The 18,772-nt window shown below is 44.0% G+C and carries 15 protein-coding genes; 12 read left to right on the top strand and 3 right to left on the bottom strand.

Annotated elements, in window-relative coordinates; all coding sequences use genetic code 11:
• Positions 1 to 39 precede the first annotated feature (39 nt).
• Entirely contained in the window at positions 40 to 1,083 is a 1,044-nt protein-coding gene (locus WCV65_RS18950) for an acyltransferase family protein (RefSeq protein ID WP_338778662.1), read from the bottom strand.
• Between the two features lie 149 nt (positions 1,084 to 1,232).
• On the opposite strand from WCV65_RS18950, the gene WCV65_RS18945 reads away from it, so the two are divergent.
• The 5 genes from WCV65_RS18945 to pstA all read left to right on the top strand — a co-directional run bounded on the left by WCV65_RS18945 (position 1,233) and on the right by pstA (position 7,076).
• Positions 1,233 to 2,144: a CAP domain-containing protein gene (locus WCV65_RS18945; RefSeq protein ID WP_338778661.1), complete on the top strand. Its 912-nt coding sequence runs from the start codon at positions 1,233 to 1,235 to the stop codon at positions 2,142 to 2,144.
• A 271-nt stretch (positions 2,145 to 2,415) separates the two neighbouring features.
• Positions 2,416 to 4,185 (top strand): stalk domain-containing protein, encoded by a 1,770-nt coding sequence (locus WCV65_RS18940; RefSeq protein ID WP_338778659.1) that lies wholly within the window; start codon positions 2,416 to 2,418, stop codon positions 4,183 to 4,185.
• 21 nt (positions 4,186 to 4,206) lie between these two features.
• Positions 4,207 to 5,058 (top strand): phosphate ABC transporter substrate-binding protein, encoded by an 852-nt coding sequence (locus tag WCV65_RS18935; RefSeq protein WP_197491587.1) that lies wholly within the window; start codon positions 4,207 to 4,209, stop codon positions 5,056 to 5,058.
• Between the two features lie 189 nt (positions 5,059 to 5,247).
• Positions 5,248 to 6,174, top strand: coding sequence for a phosphate ABC transporter permease subunit PstC (pstC, locus tag WCV65_RS18930; protein ID WP_338778656.1), 927 nt, complete (start codon positions 5,248 to 5,250; stop codon positions 6,172 to 6,174).
• Positions 6,175 to 6,176: 2 nt separating this feature from the next.
• A complete protein-coding gene (gene pstA / locus WCV65_RS18925) occupies positions 6,177 to 7,076 on the top strand; it encodes a phosphate ABC transporter permease PstA (RefSeq protein WP_051860525.1) in 900 nt (299 codons plus the stop codon).
• 428 nt (positions 7,077 to 7,504) lie between these two features.
• On the opposite strand, the gene WCV65_RS18920 is transcribed toward pstA, so the two are convergent.
• Together WCV65_RS18920 and secA2 are read right to left on the bottom strand one after the other, a co-directional pair.
• Positions 7,505 to 8,308, bottom strand: coding sequence for an accessory Sec system S-layer assembly protein (locus WCV65_RS18920; RefSeq protein ID WP_338778653.1), 804 nt, complete (start codon positions 8,306 to 8,308; stop codon positions 7,505 to 7,507).
• Positions 8,305 to 10,674: an accessory Sec system translocase SecA2 gene (gene secA2, locus WCV65_RS18915; RefSeq protein ID WP_338778652.1), complete on the bottom strand. Its 2,370-nt coding sequence runs from the start codon at positions 10,672 to 10,674 to the stop codon at positions 8,305 to 8,307. Before secA2 ends, WCV65_RS18920 begins: the two co-directional genes overlap by 4 nt.
• 492 nt (positions 10,675 to 11,166) lie before the next feature.
• On the opposite strand from secA2, the gene WCV65_RS18910 reads away from it, so the two are divergent.
• The 7 genes from WCV65_RS18910 (at position 11,167) to wecB (ending at position 18,720) form a co-directional block, all read left to right on the top strand.
• Positions 11,167 to 12,276, top strand: a complete 1,110-nt coding sequence (locus WCV65_RS18910; RefSeq protein ID WP_338778651.1) for a DegT/DnrJ/EryC1/StrS family aminotransferase — start codon at positions 11,167 to 11,169, stop codon at positions 12,274 to 12,276.
• Between the two features lie 100 nt (positions 12,277 to 12,376).
• A complete protein-coding gene (locus WCV65_RS18905) occupies positions 12,377 to 13,114 on the top strand; it encodes a hypothetical protein (protein ID WP_338778650.1) in 738 nt (245 codons plus the stop codon).
• Entirely contained in the window at positions 13,107 to 14,138 is a 1,032-nt protein-coding gene (locus tag WCV65_RS18900) for a Gfo/Idh/MocA family oxidoreductase (protein WP_338778649.1), read from the top strand. The genes WCV65_RS18905 and WCV65_RS18900 overlap by 8 nt, the downstream gene beginning before the upstream one ends.
• Before the next feature lie 30 nt (positions 14,139 to 14,168).
• The gene (locus WCV65_RS18895; RefSeq protein ID WP_035404827.1) at positions 14,169 to 15,488 is read left to right on the top strand and encodes a nucleotide sugar dehydrogenase; all 1,320 of its coding nucleotides are present in this window, start codon (positions 14,169 to 14,171) and stop codon (positions 15,486 to 15,488) included.
• A gap of 16 nt (positions 15,489 to 15,504) precedes the next feature.
• On the top strand, positions 15,505 to 16,236 hold the full coding sequence (locus WCV65_RS18890) for a DapH/DapD/GlmU-related protein (protein ID WP_338778647.1): 732 nt from the start codon (positions 15,505 to 15,507) through the stop codon (positions 16,234 to 16,236).
• 1 nt (position 16,237) lies between these two features.
• Positions 16,238 to 17,671 (top strand): oligosaccharide flippase family protein, encoded by a 1,434-nt coding sequence (locus tag WCV65_RS18885; RefSeq protein ID WP_338778645.1) that lies wholly within the window; start codon positions 16,238 to 16,240, stop codon positions 17,669 to 17,671.
• Complete coding sequence (wecB, locus tag WCV65_RS18880; RefSeq protein WP_338778644.1) at positions 17,668 to 18,720, top strand: UDP-N-acetylglucosamine 2-epimerase (non-hydrolyzing); 1,053 nt, start codon at positions 17,668 to 17,670, stop codon at positions 18,718 to 18,720. Before WCV65_RS18885 ends, wecB begins: the two co-directional genes overlap by 4 nt.
• Positions 18,721 to 18,772 lie beyond the last annotated feature (52 nt).

Below are 18,772 nucleotides of genomic sequence, written 5' to 3'. Positions count from 1 at the left end.
AATAAGGGTAACCTCTCTATGGAGGTTACCCTTATCGTTTTAGCTTGGAACAATACTCCTCACAACCGGCACACGCTGCAAAATCCTCGTGATCACAAAACTAATGGAAATCGCCAGAAATGCCATGAGCGGAATCCCGTATAGAGGGTTAAATGTAAAGGCGTTTAACCCCAGGAATTTCTCCAGCAGCAGGAAGACAAAGGGATGGATCAAGTAAATCCCCATACTGGCCTTATTGATGGGGCTGAGCCACTTGTAAGAGCCGCTGGATGGGTTTGTCTTCTCCTGCAGATCTTTGAAAAACATAAAGAAAGCACCAGACATAAAGATTGTCGATATATTTAAGTAGTGATAGAAGAACCCGTCAAATGTTCCGTTGTTCTCTTTTGTTAAAAACAGAGTGACCAGGAGTGTTGTGCACACACCGGCAATTCCAATCACATAATAGATGTTCTTAGCCGCCTTGCTAAAGCTGTAATGGTAAAAATAGTAGCCTAATACGAAATAGCCTATGTATCCGCTTGCCGGGAAGGCTTCAAATCCCATTTTCACTTCGAAAAATTTGCTGATCAGACTGAAACCAGCTGTACAAACAAACCACAGGGCTAGGAAAAATTCGATATTCCTCCTTGAAGCGTTGGAAATATAAACTCTCAGGATTGGGGTAATGAGATACAATCCGATAATCACATATAAAAACCACAGATGATAATAAACCGTATCGGAAAGAATGGCTTTTACGGCAGCAGCTGGGGTCCTTTCAATGTCTCCCGTTTTCATTTGAATGAGCAAATAAAAAACAGTCCAAGCGGCAAAAGGAATTAATACTTTAGAAGCCCGTTTCCTGAAAAAAAGGTTCGCCGGCTCTTTCTTTGCAGGATTCAGCATGAGCGCTCCGCTCATCATGAAGAAGATCGGCACACACCAGCGGGTAACGGAATCATATATATGTCCGGTCCACCATTCATAATCAGGGATTTTATCATACTCATAAAGCAATGGAGCTGCTGCATGAAGAACAACGACGCTTATTGTTGCCAGAACACGCAGCCAATCAAAATACAGAATTCTTCTTTTTGTCATATCATCACCTGCTAGTTGTTATTTTGCCAAAAAGATCTCGTATTATTCTAAAGGCAATAATGCTTTGATGACAATGTAAAAAAATGCAAACGACCGGCAATTTCTTGAGATGGTATAATGAATAGACTGATAGAATTGGAGGGAAAGGCATGAAATACACAAAAACGTTCTTATTTATTTTTTTTACAGCTGTCCTTTTCACCATGCCCCAAACGGGACTGGCTGCTGACTCTTTGTCTTCTGCGAAGCAGGAGGGTGAAAAGCTGAAGGTCGAAACGGCTTATTTTCAAGAAATCATAAAAAGCGGCGATCTTTATCTGATGAATGACGCCTATGATAGCTATTCAGCTCAAATAGCCGAAGCTGAAAAAGCAATCGGCAGAGTGTCCGGTCAACGTACAAGAGAGAATTTACTGAAGCAATACATAAGGCCGGCAAAAATTGCGAAGGAACGCGTAATTTACGAGATTTCCGAATACCGGCTGATTTATAAAATTGGGCTCAATTTGACAAGGGGTGCAAGCGGAAGTACGGATATAGCCAAGCTATCGAGGCTCTCAGAGCGGGCAGCTGCCATTAAAGCGGCTGGAAAGTACGAAGCAATTCCTGCTGTAGCAGGGAACTATCTCCGTGCAGCAGAATCAAGCCTCAAGAAAAAAACATATGTAAAGGTTGATGCGAAAAGCCGGGGGATCAGCCAGCTTGAATACGAAGTTTTTCTGCTCACCAATTTTGAACGGGTAAAGAATAAACTTTCCATATATACTTTGAATATGAAGCTATCAGGTGTAGCGAGAAAAAAATCCGAAGATATGTACAGTAAAAATTATTTTAACCATACTTCCCCGACCTATGGATCTCCATTTGATATGATGCAGAAGTTTGGAGTCAACTATGGATATGCCGGTGAAAACATTGCCAAAGGATATACAGGAGCTCATGATGTGGTGAAAGGCTGGATGAATAGTCCAGGACACCGCGCCAATATCCTGAAAAAAGAATTCGCACAGATTGGGACCGGTTATAAAGAGAAATATTGGACCCAGATGTTCATCGACTAAAAAGACCGCCGAAAAAGGCGGTCTTTTTTTATAGGTATATAGACACGATCAGAAAAAGAGTGAATTGTTACAAATTTGACAACAATTCGTCAATTTTTTACATCAAATTCACCACAAATTTACAATCTTAAAGATAGAATTAAACTTCCTTAACAAAACGGGAATATAATTACTCTTGTTATGTAGTAGTTGGTAAAAAATGAGGAGGTGACCAAGTATTAGGAGGGACCCAATTCAGCCAAAAGTAACAAAAAAATTGGAGGTAAAATGGATGAGACGCGAATTTACTAGCCTAGTGATTGCTTCTGCCGTTCTTGCAGGCAGTGCATTTTCCCCTGTAGCAATAAATGAAGCTCAGGCAGCAAGTGCAGTACAGCAAACGATGAAAGAGTCTGTATATGTAAACGGCAAGCAAAAAGTTGTTCATGCGGCAGTCATAGGCAAAACAAAGCTTCATTCTGTAAGCGACCTTGCAAAAGCTCTATCGGCAAAAGTTATGTATGACAAGAAGTCACAATATTATGTCGTTTCCAAAGGCAGCGGGAAAGACATGAAAACCATTAAAGTGAAATCTGGTTCCAGCCAGGCAATCGTTAATGGCAAAAAGGTTAAGCTAGAAAATCCGCCTGCGATGGCAGGAAAGACACTCTTCATGGCAGCGAAGAATTTCGTCCATGCGCTAGGCGGAGATCTATTAATAGACGCTAATCTATTAATATCCGAAAAAGGAATGTTTAAAACATCCACATCCAAGATGAATGTAGAGGGCAAGCTTCACTCAGCTAAAACTTTGCGTGTAAATGGTAAGTACCTGTACTCCGTACAAGACATCGCAAAGGCTTACTCTGCAAAGGTTACGGTGAAGGGTACAGCTGTGACGCTTCAAAAAGGCTCACAAACTGCTACATTTAAAATTCACCAAAATAGTATAACAGCTAATGGAGAAACTGTCAATTTGTCCGTGTATCCAGTATCGGTTAAAGGTGTGATTTACGCCGATTTGATGGATATGGTCAAAGCACTCGGCGGTCAAATGGAAAAAGCGGAAAATGGAAGCTACATGCTTTTCACTTCGAAGCTTGTTTCCGGTGACACTTATAACCCGGCATGGGCTGGTTCCCAAGTGATGGTTACAAATGAAGACGAAAATGCATCCCGCACATACATTATGGACGTGAACACACGAAAAGTAATGAGTACAATCAACGCTACAGATGTGGTGGTTTCTCCAGACGGAATGTATGCAATCCACTCTGACGAAACAGGCATCATCACGCTGATTGATCTTACAACTGGCACGTCCAGATACGTTAGCTTAGACGATGACATTAAAGTAGATTTCGTTTGGGCACAGGACGGCAAAAAAGCTTACTTCATTAAAGGTGAAAAGAACGACAAAGTATTTTCAGTAGATATTGCGACGGGAGCACTAAAAGAAATTCCATCCGATACTAAAATCTATAAAACAGATCTTAGACTTTCTGCGGACGGATCAAAGCTTCTATATGTAGTAAGTAAAGAAGCTGAAACGAAAACAACGGATACTGGCGATGGCGGAACCGATGTAACGGATATCCTGACAGAAGGCACAGAGCCGCAGTTTTACACGATTGATTTAACGGCTAAAACACCTGCAGCAGCTGCAGTCACTACAACAAAAGATAACAAAGTATACCCTGCATTCCTGAAAGACGGAAGCATCGTTTACCTTAGCGCAATGCCAGACTCTGAAGATCTGCCTGTGCTGACAATGGTTCGTGCTGACAATACAGTCAGCCAGCTTGTAAAAGACAAAGACATTTTATTTGTAACGGTAACTCAAGAAGGCAAGCTAATGATTTTAACTTCAGAGAATAACATGTCTGTTATCTATGAAGTGAATCCTTCAGACATGAAATTGACGAAGATTGCGTCTACTCCTTTGGAAATCACTTCTTTTGCGGTATCTAAAGATGGACAGGTTGCTGCAACAGCTCCAGGACTTTACGGTGAAAGACTGGTTGTTTGGAAAGACGGAAGCTTTAAAATCGTAACAAAATAATTTAATCAGGAGATGAATCAAATGAATTTAATGAAACGTGTATCCACCCTTACTTTAGCGGCAGTTGTATCTGTAGGTTTTACTTTTGGCGCAACATCAGCAAATGCTGCATCTGCAACTGGAAAGGTAGTTGTAGCTGGTTCAACAGCTCTTCTTCCCCTTACTTCCCAAGGTGCAAAAGAATTCAAAAAATCAAATCCAAAAGTATCTGTATCTGTATCCGGTTCTTCTTCTATTGCAGGTCCTCAGTCTGTATCTAAAGGAAGCGCAACAATCGGTGCCTGTGACTGGGACGCAACGAAAGCTGTTCCTGGATTCAACGCATTCAAAGGCTTGACTGCTTACAAAGTAGCGGTAATCCCATTTGCTACAATTGTTCATACATCTAACAAAGTTAAAAATCTTTCTACTTCTCAGCTTCAAGGCATTTTCTCTGGAAAAATCACAAACTGGAAGCAAGTTGGCGGTAAGGATGCAGCAATCGTTGTTGTAAACCGCAAAACAGGTTCTGGTACTCGTGTAAACTATCAGGCAAAAGCTCTTAAAGGCAAAAGCTTCATGACAAAAGGAAACTACAAAGAGGTTGGTAAAAGCGGAGAAATGACTACTGCTGTTGGATCCAACCCTAATGCAATCGGTTATGTTGACCTTGCTTACGTAAAAGGAAGCATTAAAGCTCTTTCTTACAACGGCGTAGCTGCAACAACAACTAACGTAAAAAGCAAAAAGTACCCAGTTTACGGTGTAGGCTACTTCTTGACTAAAGGACCTGCTAAAGGTGCTAACGCTGCGTTCATTTCTTATATTCAAAGCTCTAAATTCCAAAATGGTTCTTTGAAAAAGCTTAAATTCCTTCCTTACAGAGGATTCTAATATCTGCTGATAAGGTTCGAGGATTCACTCATTGCTTTACAGGACTTGCATGAAGTCTGCAGTGGTGTGCGGATTTCATGCGCTTATGTCCGTCAGCTATTCCAGCTGAAAAACTCTTTATCTCCCTTTCAAATAGTAGAAGCCAGCTCTATTAGGGCTGGCTTTGCATAATCATGGAGGATCACCAAAATGGCGAAGATCGAACAGGATATCATGACGCCGCCTGCGGAAATTAGCGAAAAGGCCGTTATTAAAAAATCAAGTTATGCTAAAAACAGAGCGTTCTACGTTTATACATTGGGCAGCGCACTGTTACTCGGTGTTGTTCTATTCTCAATCATTTTATTCATTGGAAAAACAGGTCTGCAGGTATTTAATGACGTGTCTCCGATGGAGTTTTTCTTTTCTTTTACATGGGATCCTTACGCAGAGAAATACGGAGCCGCAGTTTTCATTCTCGGCACATTGTCTTTAACTGCATTAACCCTTGTATTTGCAGCACCTATCTCTCTGGCATTAGCAATCTTTACAGTAGAAGTGGCGCCGGACTGGCTTAAAAGAATACTCCGCCCCCTGCTTGATTTGCTTGTCGGAATTCCGTCAATCGTTTATGGATATCTTGGGTTGACGATCCTTGTACCCTTCATCCGAAGTGCAACAGGTGCGTTAGTCGGAGATGGTCTTCTTGCAGCTGCCATTGTTCTTACTTTAATGGTACTTCCGACAATTACTCGAATCAGTGATGATGCGATTGCCGCGGTTCCGACCGAACTAAGAGAAGCGAGTTATGCGATGGGCAGCACGCGACTGCAAACCATATTCCGCGTAATCCTGCCTGCAGCAAGCCCGGGCATTCTGACGGCGATTATTCTTGGAATGGCAAGAGCCATCGGAGAGACGATGGCGGTTGTTATGGTTATCGGAAATACGGCACAGCTTCCGACGGATTTGTACACGCCAACTGCCGTATTAACGACAACGATTGTCAACCAAATTATTGATGTCGAATTTGGTTCTGCCTGGAACAACGCCCTTTATATGATGGCCTTCCTGCTGCTGATCATTTCAACTATCATGATTCTGGTTATCCGCAGAATCAGAACGAAGGGGGCTTAACCATGACGAAGGAAAGAATTCAGTTTCCGAAGAAAAAGTCCCGATACATGATGGACAGCGTTCTGACCGGTATTCTTTGGGGAGTAGCGGGTGTCATTGTCCTAACAATCGCGTGGCTGCTTTACACCATTTTAGCAAAGGGTCTTCCGATTTTAAGACCGGATTTCCTAGTGAACTTGCCGGATGAGATTTTGGCTGGGGGAGGAGTCGGACCCTTCCTGTTCAACTCCATTTACGTACTGATCATCGCAATGGTTATTTCCTTGCCGATCGGAGTCGGAGCCGGAATTTATCTTGCTGAATATGCACCTGCCAATCGAGTGACCGAATTTATTCGAACATGTGTTGAAAGCTTAGCCTCCGTTCCATCCATTGTTTTCGGCCTTTTTGGATATGTGCTCTTCGTTGATATCTTTGACATCGGTCTAACGATTTTAGGAGCGGGAATTGCGCTATCCCTTTTAAACCTTCCTGTTATCACAAGGGTAACAGAAGAGTCTATTACCTCTGTCCCTGCGGAGCTGCGTGAAGCATCTCTCGCCATGGGTGCAACGAAATCTACTACCATTGTAAAAGTGGTCATTCCTGCTGCTCTTTCAGGGATCTTAACAGGAGTCAGTTTAGCCGCCTGCCGTGCTTTCGGAGAATCCGCTGTTATCCTGCTTGCTGGAGGAACCGGTACATCAGGTGTCATGTGGGACTTCAATCCGCTCTCACAAGGGGGAACGCTGCCTGTCCACCTATGGTACGTACAGTCCGAAGCACTGGTGGAAGATGCTGCCCAAATTGCAGACAAATCCGCCGCTGTCCTCGTCCTCATCGTCCTTCTTATCAGCCTTATGATGAGAATCCCGATTTGGGTGCGCGATTACAGCATGAGACAGAGACGGAAAGCGTCTTAATTTTTGAAACTCCAGAGCCTGAGATGGGCTTTGGGGTTTTTGTTTTACATTTGGGGTATGCACTGACCCCCGCCCCGCTAAAGCATTAAATCTCCGTCCCCGCATTCCGGTGGCTCGCTTATATCAAGGGTACGGCGGCTTTGTCCTCCATCCCCCGCTCCTTTAGTGCAATGGGGGTCAGTGTAATGCACTGACCCCCACTATGCTAAAGAACTAAACCTCCGTCCCTGTTCCTGCTAAGCCCTTGTCCCGCAAAAGATTGCAGGTTTTAACCTCTGGCCCCCGTTGCTTTAAAGTATGGAGGGTCAGTGCAACTGCACACCTTGTAAACGAAATAGAATATACCCTCCACTCAGCAAACCAAATCCCAGCACCCACAACAAAAAAACAGGAACCCTTCAAAAGGATTCCTGCTGCCAGACCAATTCTCACCCCTGCGGCGGGTAAACGCGCCAGCTGGAGAAATCGGGATTTTCTTTTCTAATAATATCTTTCGGGAAAACAAAGCTCCAAGGCTTGCTTGTGTTGCCTTTAACTTCGAGGCCTTCGGTTTTAAACAGACCGTTTGCTACGATGTCGCCGGCAGCATCTTCAACGGTTAGAGGGATTTGCTCGAGTTTTACGTTATTCAGGCTGCCGTTCCGGATCAGCAGGGATATTTTTAAATCGCCTGCCGGACTGAGGGCGGCCTCGAGTCCCATCATGTTCAGTTCGTTCGCTCCCATCGGCGGCAAGTCCAGCACCATTTGTTCAAGGTGCTTTGTCTGCTCAGGTGTGAGCCCTTCTTTCCAGGATGGATCAAGGTCAAGGACGTGTTCGTTTTTCTTTTTCAGCTCGAACGCAATCGTCCAGCTGCCGGCCGGGATTTCTTTTCCTTCCAGCAGGGTGTCCATGCCGAAAAGGAATCTCCATGGACGCGCTGTGTTTGGAGGGAGTTCTCCAAAATGCTCCATATCAAATGTCTCGCGGGCAACGACTTCCTGATTTTCATCCAATAGAAGGAGCTGCAGCATTTCGAATTGAAGAGGTTTGCTGACTGTGCTTCTTATAAAAGAAGTAATAGAAAAGAAGTCATCGTATGCTTCAAGCTTTAGACCTGAGATAGAGAGCTGGCTCTCTTCAAGCGGGTCGAGCTGAAGAAGGTGATATTGATAAACATAAACCTCCTGCTTGCTTACCTCCCAGGAAGGGTGGAAGGAAAGGGCGGTTTGGTCCGCTGTGCTGGTTGTCATGATTGAATTCCCTCCATTTCCTGAGTGTTAGGCAGGATGAATTGGATTTTTGCAAATAAAGCATGGCGGTATTCCTTCAGCATTTCCTCAAAGGAATGGTGAGACTCAAGCTGGAACAGGCGATACGGATCCTCTTGTCCATACGAGCGGAGGTGGATGCCTTCCTTCAGCTCATCCATGACATCAAGATGGGCAATCCATGCCTGATCGAGCAGGGAAAGGGAAAAGCTTCTTGCTTGCTGGGCAATGCTTTCGTCTTCATCTACTTTGCTTAGTCCTAATAGATACGCATTTACATCTTTTTCAAGCATGTCCTCGATGTCTTCACGTTCTCTTCCTGCCAGTGAGGCGGCATCAGTGGAGAGAGGGAAGAGGGATTGAAGCTTCATGTAAAGGGCAGGGGTATCCCACTCCTCTGGTGTTTTATTAGGAGGGCACAGCTCATCCAGTGTCTCCTGGTAAACGGTTCTGAACTGCTCGATTAGGGAGGAGGAAAGCTCCTCACTGTCAAGCAGGGTGTTCCGAATCCCGTAAATCGCCTTTCGCTGCTGATCGAGGTGGTCTTCAAGCTTCAGCAAATGAACGCGTCCTGAGAAATGCTGATTTTCAATGGTTTCCTGTACTTTATCCATAAACTTGCGTGGATCAGGGCTTATGACTAGACCGGTTTCATCGGCCTTCATCTTTTTAAGCCACTTTTCCAGTTCTTCATCATCGTATTGATTCAAGAGGTCATCCTCGAGTGACACAATAAACTGAGAGGAACCTGGATCACCCTGACGGCCTGCACGTCCGCGGAGCTGCATATCCACACGCTCGCTTTCATGTCGTTCCGTACCAATAATGTGGAGTCCGCCGAGCTTGGCAACTCCCTCACCGAGCAGGATATCTGTTCCCCGGCCAGCCATGTTCGTGGATATGGTTACCTGGCCTTGCTGTCCAGCCATAGCAATCAGTTTGGCTTCCTGTTCTTCTGTTTTGGCATTAAGCAGCTGGTGAGTGACATTTGCCTTCTTTAGATAGGCGGAAAGCATCTCAGACTGGTGAATGGAGGTTGTTCCAATAAGCACAGGCCGACCTGTCTCACTTATGTGTTTCACTTCATCAGCAATCCGTTTATATTTTTGGTTCAGTGTCTGATAGATAAGATCAGGCTCGTCTTTACGGCGTTTTGGACGGTTGGTTGGGATTTCAACAACATCCAGATAGTAGATATCCATAAACTCTTTTTGGGCAGGAATCGCACTTCCGGTCATTCCGGAAAGAATGGAATACATTCTGAAATAGTTCTGAACGGTAACCGTTGCCTGAGTGACATTTTCTTCATTAATTTCAAGACCTTCTTTTGCTTCAATTGCCTGATGAAGCCCGTGGCTCAAGTTTCGGCCGTCCATTACACGTCCGGTGAAGGCATCAACCAGCTCAATTTTTCCTTCCTTCACGATGTAATCTACATCGCGGCGAAGGATAAATTCAGCCTGGAGGGACTGATTTATATAATGGAAGAGAACCTGATGATCGGATGAATAAAGGTTATCGACTCCAAACGTCTTTTCAATGCGTTCAATCCCTTTCTCCGTTAAATGAACCTGGCGGGAAGGGAGGTCAACTTCAATTTCTTCGCCTTTTTTGAAGGACTTGACGATCATGGAAGTAATTTCAAAAAGCTCGATAGAAGCACCGGATTTGTTCGCGATGATGAGTGGTGTTCTTGCTTCATCAATCAAAATGCTGTCAATCTCATCGAGAATGGCAAAAGCTTGTCCTCTTTGAACTTTTTCGGAAGGCTGATTGACCATGTGATCACGCAGGTAATCGAATCCGAATTCATTTCCTGTTCCGTACGTAATATCACACTGGTAGGCCTGCTTCTTTTCTTCTGTATCCATTTCGGACAGGTTTAAGCCCACTTCAAGACCGAGAAATCGGTGGATTTGTCCAATTAGTTCAAAGTCGCGCTTCGCAAGGTATTCGTTTGAAGTAATGACGTGAACACCTTTTCCATGAAGAGCGAAAAGAAAGCTTGGAAGAGAGGCGACTAGGGTTTTCCCTTCACCTGTCTGCATTTGTGAGATGTTTCCTTCGGATAGCACGAGTCCGCCGATTAGCTGAACGTCATAGTGGCGCTGTTTAATTGTGCGTTTAGCCGCTTCTCTAACCAAAGCAAATGCATGGGGACGGATATCTTCCATCGATTTTCCGTTTTGGAGGGATTCTTTGAGGGCGGAGGTTTTCATACGCAGCTGATCATCGGTCAATCCTTTGTACGTATCTTCCAGGGCATTGATTTTTTCTACTATCTTATGAAGCTTCTTTATTTGATTTTTTGATCTGAGCTCCATGTACTTTTCATAAATAATTGACATCTTAGACGCGCTCCCACTTTGAAGTTTCCTTTCAGACTGTGTTGTCTGAGGGTCGATTTTTCTCCTGCATTTTTTTGCAGTTTATCGATTCTCTTCCTATTAAACATGCACATTATAACATAATCCCTGAAATTCTTTGGTTTTATTTGAAAAAAATGCATTGGAAAGGTTCTCAACCCTGCTATGAACTGTTTTAATTTCAAGGCACATGTGATATTGTGTACTAGGTGGAAATTTATCTATTTGACAAAGGGAGAAAAAGGTCGTTTCTGCCGGCAAAAATGCGTGACAGGAGTAAGCAGAATGAAACAAGGTCATGTTAAACATAATACAGCTTTAACAATTGTATGACGTTCGCCTCTCTCTGACAAAAACCTGCCCCATTATGCTAAAATGAGAAAGTATGAAAAAAAACAGACCGCCCTGATTGCTGGTATTAAAGCAGCGATAGCCGGTACTGAAAATTAGATGATGCTAAGGAGAAGATACTGTATGAAAGTGCCTATGTTAGATCTTTCCGAACAATATTCCAATTTGCGGGACGAAATGCTGAAAGCACTGGATGACGTGATGACATCTACACGTTTTATCCTGGGAAGCAATGTGAAAAAATTGGAGACTGACGTAGCTGAATTCAGTAACGTACCATATGCAGTAGGCGTAGCCAACGGCAGTGACGCTATACATATTTCTTTGCAGGCATGCGGCGTAACGGCTGGTGATGAAGTCATCACGACTCCGTTTACGTTCTTCGCAACAGCTGGAGCCATTGCCCGCTGCGGAGCAACTCCTGTATTCGTTGATATTGATCCGGTAACATTCAATATTAACCCGGAGCTGATTGAAGAGAAAATCACTCCTAAAACAAAAGCGATTATCCCTGTTCACCTATACGGACAAATGGCTGAAATGGACCGCATTATGGAAATTGCGGACAAGCACGGCATTTTTGTTGTAGAAGATGCAGCTCAGGCGATCGGTGCCACTTATAAAGGAAAGCACACAGGGGAGTATGGCCATACGGCTACATACAGCTTCTTCCCGACGAAAAACCTTGGTGCTTACGGGGATGCGGGTATGATCGTGACGAAGCATGAGGACCTTGCTGAAAAAATGAGCGTCATCCGCGTTCACGGAAGCAAGCCGAAATATTACCACCACGTGCTGGGATATAACAGCCGTCTTGATGAAATGCAGGCTGCTGTATTGAACGTTAAATTCCCTCATCTAAATGAGTGGAGCGAAAAGCGCCGTGCACGTGCAGATATCTACACAGCACTTCTTAAGAACAAGCTTCAGGATAAAGTCGTTACACCAATCGAGGTAAGCGACCGCCATCACGTGTTCCACCAGTACACAATCCGTGTTGAGCGCCGTGATGAGCTTCAAGCGTACTTGAAAGAGCAAGGCGTGGCAACGATGATCTACTATCCGCTGCCATTGAATGTTCAGCCTGTATTCGCAGAGCTTGGCTACAAAGAAGGAGACTTCCCTGAGTCCGATAAGGCTGCAAGAGAAGCAATTTCCCTTCCAATGTTCCCAGAGCTTACCGAAGAACAGCAAACTTACGTAGTCGAGTGCATCGAAAAATTTTATAACTAAAACGCTATAAGTCGCCTTTTACCGGGAAATCCTACCGGTAAAAGGGGCTTGTTTGTTTGTATAGGCTAACCGCATTTACTATCTCACAAGGAGTTAACGCATGGAAAAACGTGACTATCTTTATGAATACTTAATGTATTTTTGGAAAAAGAAATGGCTCATTGTTGGAATTCCCGTTGTGGCTGCGATTCTTGCTTATGGATTATCCATTGCGGTGAGCAAGGGGTATGAAGGAAAAGCGAATTTCTTTACCGCTACTTTAAAATCAGATTATTTAACGGATCCGGAGCTGATTGAATCGGTTTATCAGGAAAAGTACGGTGGAAAGCTTAAGATTGAAGTTTTGGGACAGTCCAAGGTGGAATTTTCCGTAAAGGGCAAGGATAAAGCTTCAGTGGAAAACCTGTTGAACAAAGCATCTGCAGAGTATATTGGAGAATTAAAAAATGAATATAACTCCCGATTAGGTTTAACTGAGAACAAATTAGCAACCTATGAGGATCGACTTAAATCAGTTGAGAAGTCATACGTAGTAATGTCTGACAAGCTGCAAACGGACTTTGATAATTTGAATAGCGAAGAGCTGACTACCCTTTCTGATGCCATTGCTAAAGAAGAAAAGCTAATCTCTGACTACGATGATTCAATTCAGGGTATGAAAAATGATATCTTACAATTTGAAAAACCTATTATGCAAAGCAAAGAAGTAGCAAAACAAGACAACAACGCAAAAGCTAATGCTATCGTCGGTTTTATTTTGGGCTTGTTCTTAACATTGCTTGGCCTGATGCTGGCGAAATATATAGGTGATGCAAGGAGAGCGGAGATTCATGGTTAATTTTGCAGTAGTAGGAATGGGTTTCATTGCGAAAAAACACATCCAGGCGATTGAGGATGCAGACGGGGCTAACCTGATTGCGGTTTGTGATACCAATCCGGACCGCCTTGCTGAATACGAAGGCAAAGTCAACACGTATACCGATCTTGAGCAAATGCTGAAGGAGCAGGAAGGCCTGGATGTCGTGAACATCTGTACTCCATCCGGACTGCATGAGCCGCTTGCGTCCCTTGTGGCGTCTTACGGGAAGCATATTGTCGTTGAAAAGCCGATGGCGCTAAAAGATGATGACAGCGAGAAAATCATGGAAGCGGCAGCGAAAAACGGTGTGAAGCTTTCCGTTGTCCATCCAAACCGTTTCCGTCCGGCGATCCGGAAGCTTCGCGAGCAGATGGATGCAGGCAAGTTCGGGAAATTCAGCCATGCGAACGCAACCGTAAGATGGAACCGCGGTCAGGAGTATTATGATCAGGCTCCATGGCGCGGTACAAAGAAATTTGACGGCGGCGTTCTGATGAACCAGGCGATTCATAATCTCGATTTGCTTCTATGGTTCATGGGACCTGTGAAAAGTGTACAGGCTATGGCGACTACACGTTTCCGTAAAATCGAAACCGAAGACTTGGCTGTCAGTGTGGTAGAGTTTGAATCTGGAGCTCTTGGAGTCATTGAAGCAGCTACAACGATTTATCCGAAGAACCTTGAAGAATCATTGGCGATATTTGGAGAGACAGGCAGCGCCAAAATCAGCGGACGCAATGCGAACTTTATTGAGACGTGGGATTTTGAAGGGGAAACGGATGAAGACCGTGAATCCGCTATGAAGGAAATTGAAGCGGATCCGTTCGGAAAGCCTGGACATCAGTGGATCATTGAGGATATGGCGGCAGCGGTTAAGGAAGACCGCGACCCAATCGTCACAGGTCTTGACGGACATGCTCCAATTCAGCTGATCAATGCGATTTTAGAGTCTGCCGAAACAGGCAAAAAAGTGTTTCTTTCAAAACCAGCAGTAACGAAATAAGAGTGAGATATTCTAAGGAGATGAACGACTATGGGAGCTCATATTGATGAGTTGCTTTCGAAAATAGAATCAAAAAATGCAACGATTGGTGTCGTTGGATTAGGTTATGTAGGACTTCCGCTTGCGGTTGAAAAAGCGAAAGCCGGCTATAAAGTAATCGGCTTTGATGTACAGCAATCCCGCGTTGACATGGTAAACGACGGTAACAACTACATCGGCGACGTTGTAAACGAAGACCTGAAGGAAATCATTGCAAACGGCCTTCTTGAAGCGACAACAGACTACTCAAGAATTCAGGATGTAGATGCAGTGGCAATCTGTGTTCCAACACCGCTTGACCACCATCAGCAGCCGGATACTTCTTATGTAGAAAGCTCTTCTAACGCAATTGCAAATTTTGCACATAAAGGAATGCTTGTTGTTCTTGAATCAACAACGTACCCTGGAACAACAGAAGAAATCGTTGTCCCGGCTTTTGAAAATAAAGGCTATGTAATTGGAGAAGATATTTTCGTAGCGTATTCTCCAGAGCGTGTGGATCCGGGTAATAAAGAATTCAAAACGAAAAATACGCCTAAAGTAGTTGGCGGAATTACAGCGAACTGTACGAAAGTGGCTTCTTCCCTTTACCGTCACGTTCTTGAAGGGGAAGTATTTGAAGTTTCCAGTCCGGCTGTTGCTGAAATGGAGAAAATCTTTGAAAACACGTTCCGCCACATCAATATCGCTCTTGCGAATGAAATGGCGATCCTTTGCGAACGTATGGGCATCGATGTATGGGAAGTGATTGATGCAGCAAAAACAAAGCCTTACGGATTTATGGCTTTCTATCCGGGACCTGGTCTTGGCGGACACTGTATTCCAATCGATCCATTCTACCTGACTTGGAAAGCACGTGAATATAATTACCACACTCGTCTAATCGAGCTTGCAGGCGAGATCAACAACGCAATGCCTGAGCACGTAGTAGAGCGCAGCATGCGTCTATTGAACAGAGACGGAAAAGCTATGCGCGGTGCAAAAATAACCGTTCTTGGTGTAGCATACAAAAAAGATATCGACGATGTTCGTGAATCTCCAGTTCTCCACATCCTAGACTCCCTATTTGAAGAGGGTGCTGATGTAAGAGTCGTGGATCCATTTGTTACTTCTTTCAAGCTTCGCGGAGGAGTAGTAGAAACGGTTCCAATGACGGAAGGCTTGCTTGAAGAATCGGATCTGGTTCTTCTGACAACAGATCACAGCACGTTTGATTATGAAATGATCGGAAAACACAGCCGTTCCCTATTTGACACGCGCAATGCGATGAAACATGTAGAGAACAAGCCTGCTAACTATACAAAACTGTAAGAGGGAGCGTTGTTCGATGAATGTAATCAACAACTCGGTGAAATTGGATGATTCCGTTGTACTTGGCCACTTTAATGTGATTGAGGAAGGCGTTCTGATTGGGAAAAATGTTTCCATTGGAAACCACGTGACCATTTACGCAGGAACGGTTGTTGGAGACGGCGTACGCATTGCCGATGGAGCAGTAATCGGCAAGCAGCCAACTCCGGGGAAAACAAGCACAGTTAAACTAACGAGTGCAATGGCGCCGCTTGAACTAGGCGACAATGTGACGATCGGAAGCAACGCAGTTCTTTACGCGGGTGCAAAAATCGGCCATTCCACCCTGGTTGCGGACCTTGCAAGTGTTCGTGAAAATGTAGTAATCGGAGATGAATGCATCGTCGGCCGCGGCGTAACCGTTGAAAACCACGTCAAAATCGGCCGCCGTGTGAAAATTCAATCGAACTCATACATTACCGCTTATACAGAGCTTGAAGACTTTGTCTTCATCGCACCATGCGTAACCACAACGAATGACAACTTCATGGGACGCACAGAAGAGCGCTTTGACAAAATCAAAGGCGCTACCGTTAAAAAAGGAGCCCGCGTAGGCGGTGCCTCCATCATACTGCCAGGCATCACAGTCGCAGAAGAAACCTTCGTCGCAGCCGGCGCTCTAGTTACAAAAGACACAGAAGCCGAAACCGTCGTCAAAGGACTCCCTGCAAAATTCCTCAGACCGGTAGATAAGAGGGAGCTGCTGTAACTTGCTAAAGCAACTCAAGCGTTTTGGAGGGGATGCCCTCCTTTATGCTTTAATGAATGTTGGGACTAAGCTGGTAGCGTTTTTAATGATTTCTGTTTACACACGGTATCTCGATGCTGCTGAATATGGGGTTTTTGAAAATATAGATGCTGTAACCAATTTAATGACATTCTTGGTTATATTCGGAACGGATTCTGCTCTTGCCTTTTATTTTTTTGAAAAAAAACATGAGAGCAGGAAAATGGATTATGTAAGAAATGTTCTCTTATTCCGTTTTGCTGTTGCTTTTATATTATATTTGCTGTCTGTCGTTATAGGTTCGCAAGTATCTTTGCTAGTCGCACAAGCTACGGGATATGAAAAAACGGTGCAGCTCGCTTTTATTGTTCTTTTACTGGAATCGCTAATTACTTTAGTATTGACCTACTTTAGATTCGAGTTTTTAACCTGGCGGGTTGTCATATCTACTGTGGCCCGTTTAGGTATGGTTGCGCTTTTCTCTTATCTGTTTCTCAGATATTGGGAACAGAATGTAGATATGATTATGTTCGGGAGAATAGCAGCGGCAAGCATCATTATTGTATTCTTGCTCCCGCAATTTAAAAATCTTATTACCTTTAGATTTGATAAGAAGTTAATGAAGGAAATATTGATTTATGCGGCTCCTTTAGTACCGGCATCTTTGTCATTTTGGTTGATTTCAGCATCTAACAAGCTTATTCTGACTGGATTTGACGGTCCCGGTGCTGCTGGACTCTTTGGTACCGCAGTGAAATTTGCAACGGTTATCACATTATTGACAACAGGAGTTCAAATGGCTTGGAGGCCATACTCTATGTCAATTAAGGATAAACCGGATGCAAAGAAAATTTTCGGCAGTGTATACATTATCATCTTTGCCATTGGAATGTTCGGATTGATGGGAATTGCCACATTTATTCCTGCTATATTTAAATGGATGATTTCAAATACAGAATTCCATCCGGCAAGTGTGTATGTACCGCTTTTAAGTTTAGGATCATTCCTTAACTTTTACTACCTGATCATCTCTGTAGGCCTTTTTATAAAAAAAGAAACGAAACCAATATCCATTCAATTTGGTATAGCAGCCATAATTAGCCTAATACTAAACGTAGTCTTAATCCCGATTATGGGATTATGGGGTGCCGCATTAGCCCTCACCCTATCGTACGGCTACGCATGCGCTGCCATTTTCATAAAAAGCCAAAAGACCTACCACGTGCCAACACCGGTAGGCAAACTGATTTTCATGTTCATCACAAGCATCATTTCCATCGCAGCCATCCAGTACATATTGGATTTCTCAGACTTAAGCGTTTGGCTTGTACTTGTGCCTTGGGCATTTTTCTTGCTTACTAACGGCGGAGTTTTACTGACTCTGCGTAAAAAGGGAAGAACGGAGGAAGCAGCTTGAAGGTTGTAACAATTATCGGGGCGAGACCTCAATTTATTAAAGCAGCTCCTGTATCCAGAGAGCTTCGCAAATCCTTTGACGAAATTATTGTCCATACGGGACAGCATTATGATAAAAACATGTCAGACATCTTTTTCGATGAGTTGAATATTCCGAAGCCGGATTATCATCTGAACGTCGGTTCTAGCTCTCACGGAAAACAAACTGGTGAAATGCTAGCGGCAATTGAAGAGGTATTAGTGAAGGAAGAGCCTGCTTACGTTCTTGTTTACGGTGATACGAATTCAACGTTAGCTGGTGCTCTTGCGGCATCCAAAATGCATATTCCGGTTATCCATATTGAAGCGGGACTTCGCTCTTTCAATAAAAAAATGCCGGAGGAAGTAAACCGTATTATGACCGATCACGTATCTGAGTACCTGTTCTGCCCGACAGATACAGCGATTCAGAACCTGAAAAACGAGAATGTTACACATAACGTCTTCAACGTTGGCGATGTGATGTATGATGCTGTTATGTATAACCAAAAGCTTGCCACAGATTCCAAAATCCTTGAACAGCACAGCTTAGAGAGCAAAGGCTATCACCTTGTGACTCTGCACCGTGCAGAAAATACGGACTTCCCAGAGAAAATGCAAAACATTCTGGATGCGTTCAAGCAAATTGACAAGACGCTTGTCTGGCCAATTCACCCTCGTACAAAGCATAAGCTTGAGGGCTACGGCATTAATCTTGAGGACGTACCGAACCTTAAAGTCATTGAGCCGGTTGGGTACCTTGATATGCTTCGTCTAGAAAGTGAAGCAGAGAAAATTCTTACAGACTCAGGCGGAGTGCAGAAGGAAGCTTACTTCCTGCAAATCCCTTGTGTGACACTGCGAGAAGAAACAGAATGGATTGAAACGGTTCAGAACAAAGGAAACATCTTAGTTGGTTCTGACACGAAGAAGATTTTGGAAGCAGTCAATAGCGAGTACACATCCGCTTATGAGCCGGCATTTGGCGACGGAGACAGTGCAAAGCATTTGGTCGACCACCTCAAGAAGTAAATTTAGAGCGGGCATCGTGGTGCCCGCTTATCTTTTAAACAAAGGAGTTACG

Origin of the sequence: Metabacillus sp. FJAT-52054 (assembly GCF_037201815.1) — a bacterium.
Taxonomy (GTDB): Bacteria; Bacillota; Bacilli; order Bacillales; family Bacillaceae; genus Metabacillus_B; species Metabacillus_B sediminis.
Note: the sequence above shows the minus strand (reverse complement) of the source record. Positions and strands in the feature narration are given on the sequence as shown.

Coding starts and splice junctions, on each gene's coding strand:
- WCV65_RS18950 (WP_338778662.1), bottom strand. CDS start 1,083: ATGACAAAAAGAAGAATTCTGTATTTTGATTGGCTGCGTGTTCTGGCA.
- WCV65_RS18945 (WP_338778661.1), top strand. CDS start 1,233: ATGAAATACACAAAAACGTTCTTATTTATTTTTTTTACAGCTGTCCTT.
- WCV65_RS18940 (WP_338778659.1), top strand. CDS start 2,416: ATGAGACGCGAATTTACTAGCCTAGTGATTGCTTCTGCCGTTCTTGCA.
- WCV65_RS18935 (WP_197491587.1), top strand. CDS start 4,207: ATGAATTTAATGAAACGTGTATCCACCCTTACTTTAGCGGCAGTTGTA.
- pstC (WP_338778656.1), top strand. CDS start 5,248: ATGGCGAAGATCGAACAGGATATCATGACGCCGCCTGCGGAAATTAGC.
- pstA (WP_051860525.1), top strand. CDS start 6,177: ATGACGAAGGAAAGAATTCAGTTTCCGAAGAAAAAGTCCCGATACATG.
- WCV65_RS18920 (WP_338778653.1), bottom strand. CDS start 8,308: ATGACAACCAGCACAGCGGACCAAACCGCCCTTTCCTTCCACCCTTCC.
- secA2 (WP_338778652.1), bottom strand. CDS start 10,674: ATGTCAATTATTTATGAAAAGTACATGGAGCTCAGATCAAAAAATCAA.
- WCV65_RS18910 (WP_338778651.1), top strand. CDS start 11,167: ATGAAAGTGCCTATGTTAGATCTTTCCGAACAATATTCCAATTTGCGG.
- WCV65_RS18905 (WP_338778650.1), top strand. CDS start 12,377: ATGGAAAAACGTGACTATCTTTATGAATACTTAATGTATTTTTGGAAA.
- WCV65_RS18900 (WP_338778649.1), top strand. CDS start 13,107: ATGGTTAATTTTGCAGTAGTAGGAATGGGTTTCATTGCGAAAAAACAC.
- WCV65_RS18895 (WP_035404827.1), top strand. CDS start 14,169: ATGGGAGCTCATATTGATGAGTTGCTTTCGAAAATAGAATCAAAAAAT.
- WCV65_RS18890 (WP_338778647.1), top strand. CDS start 15,505: ATGAATGTAATCAACAACTCGGTGAAATTGGATGATTCCGTTGTACTT.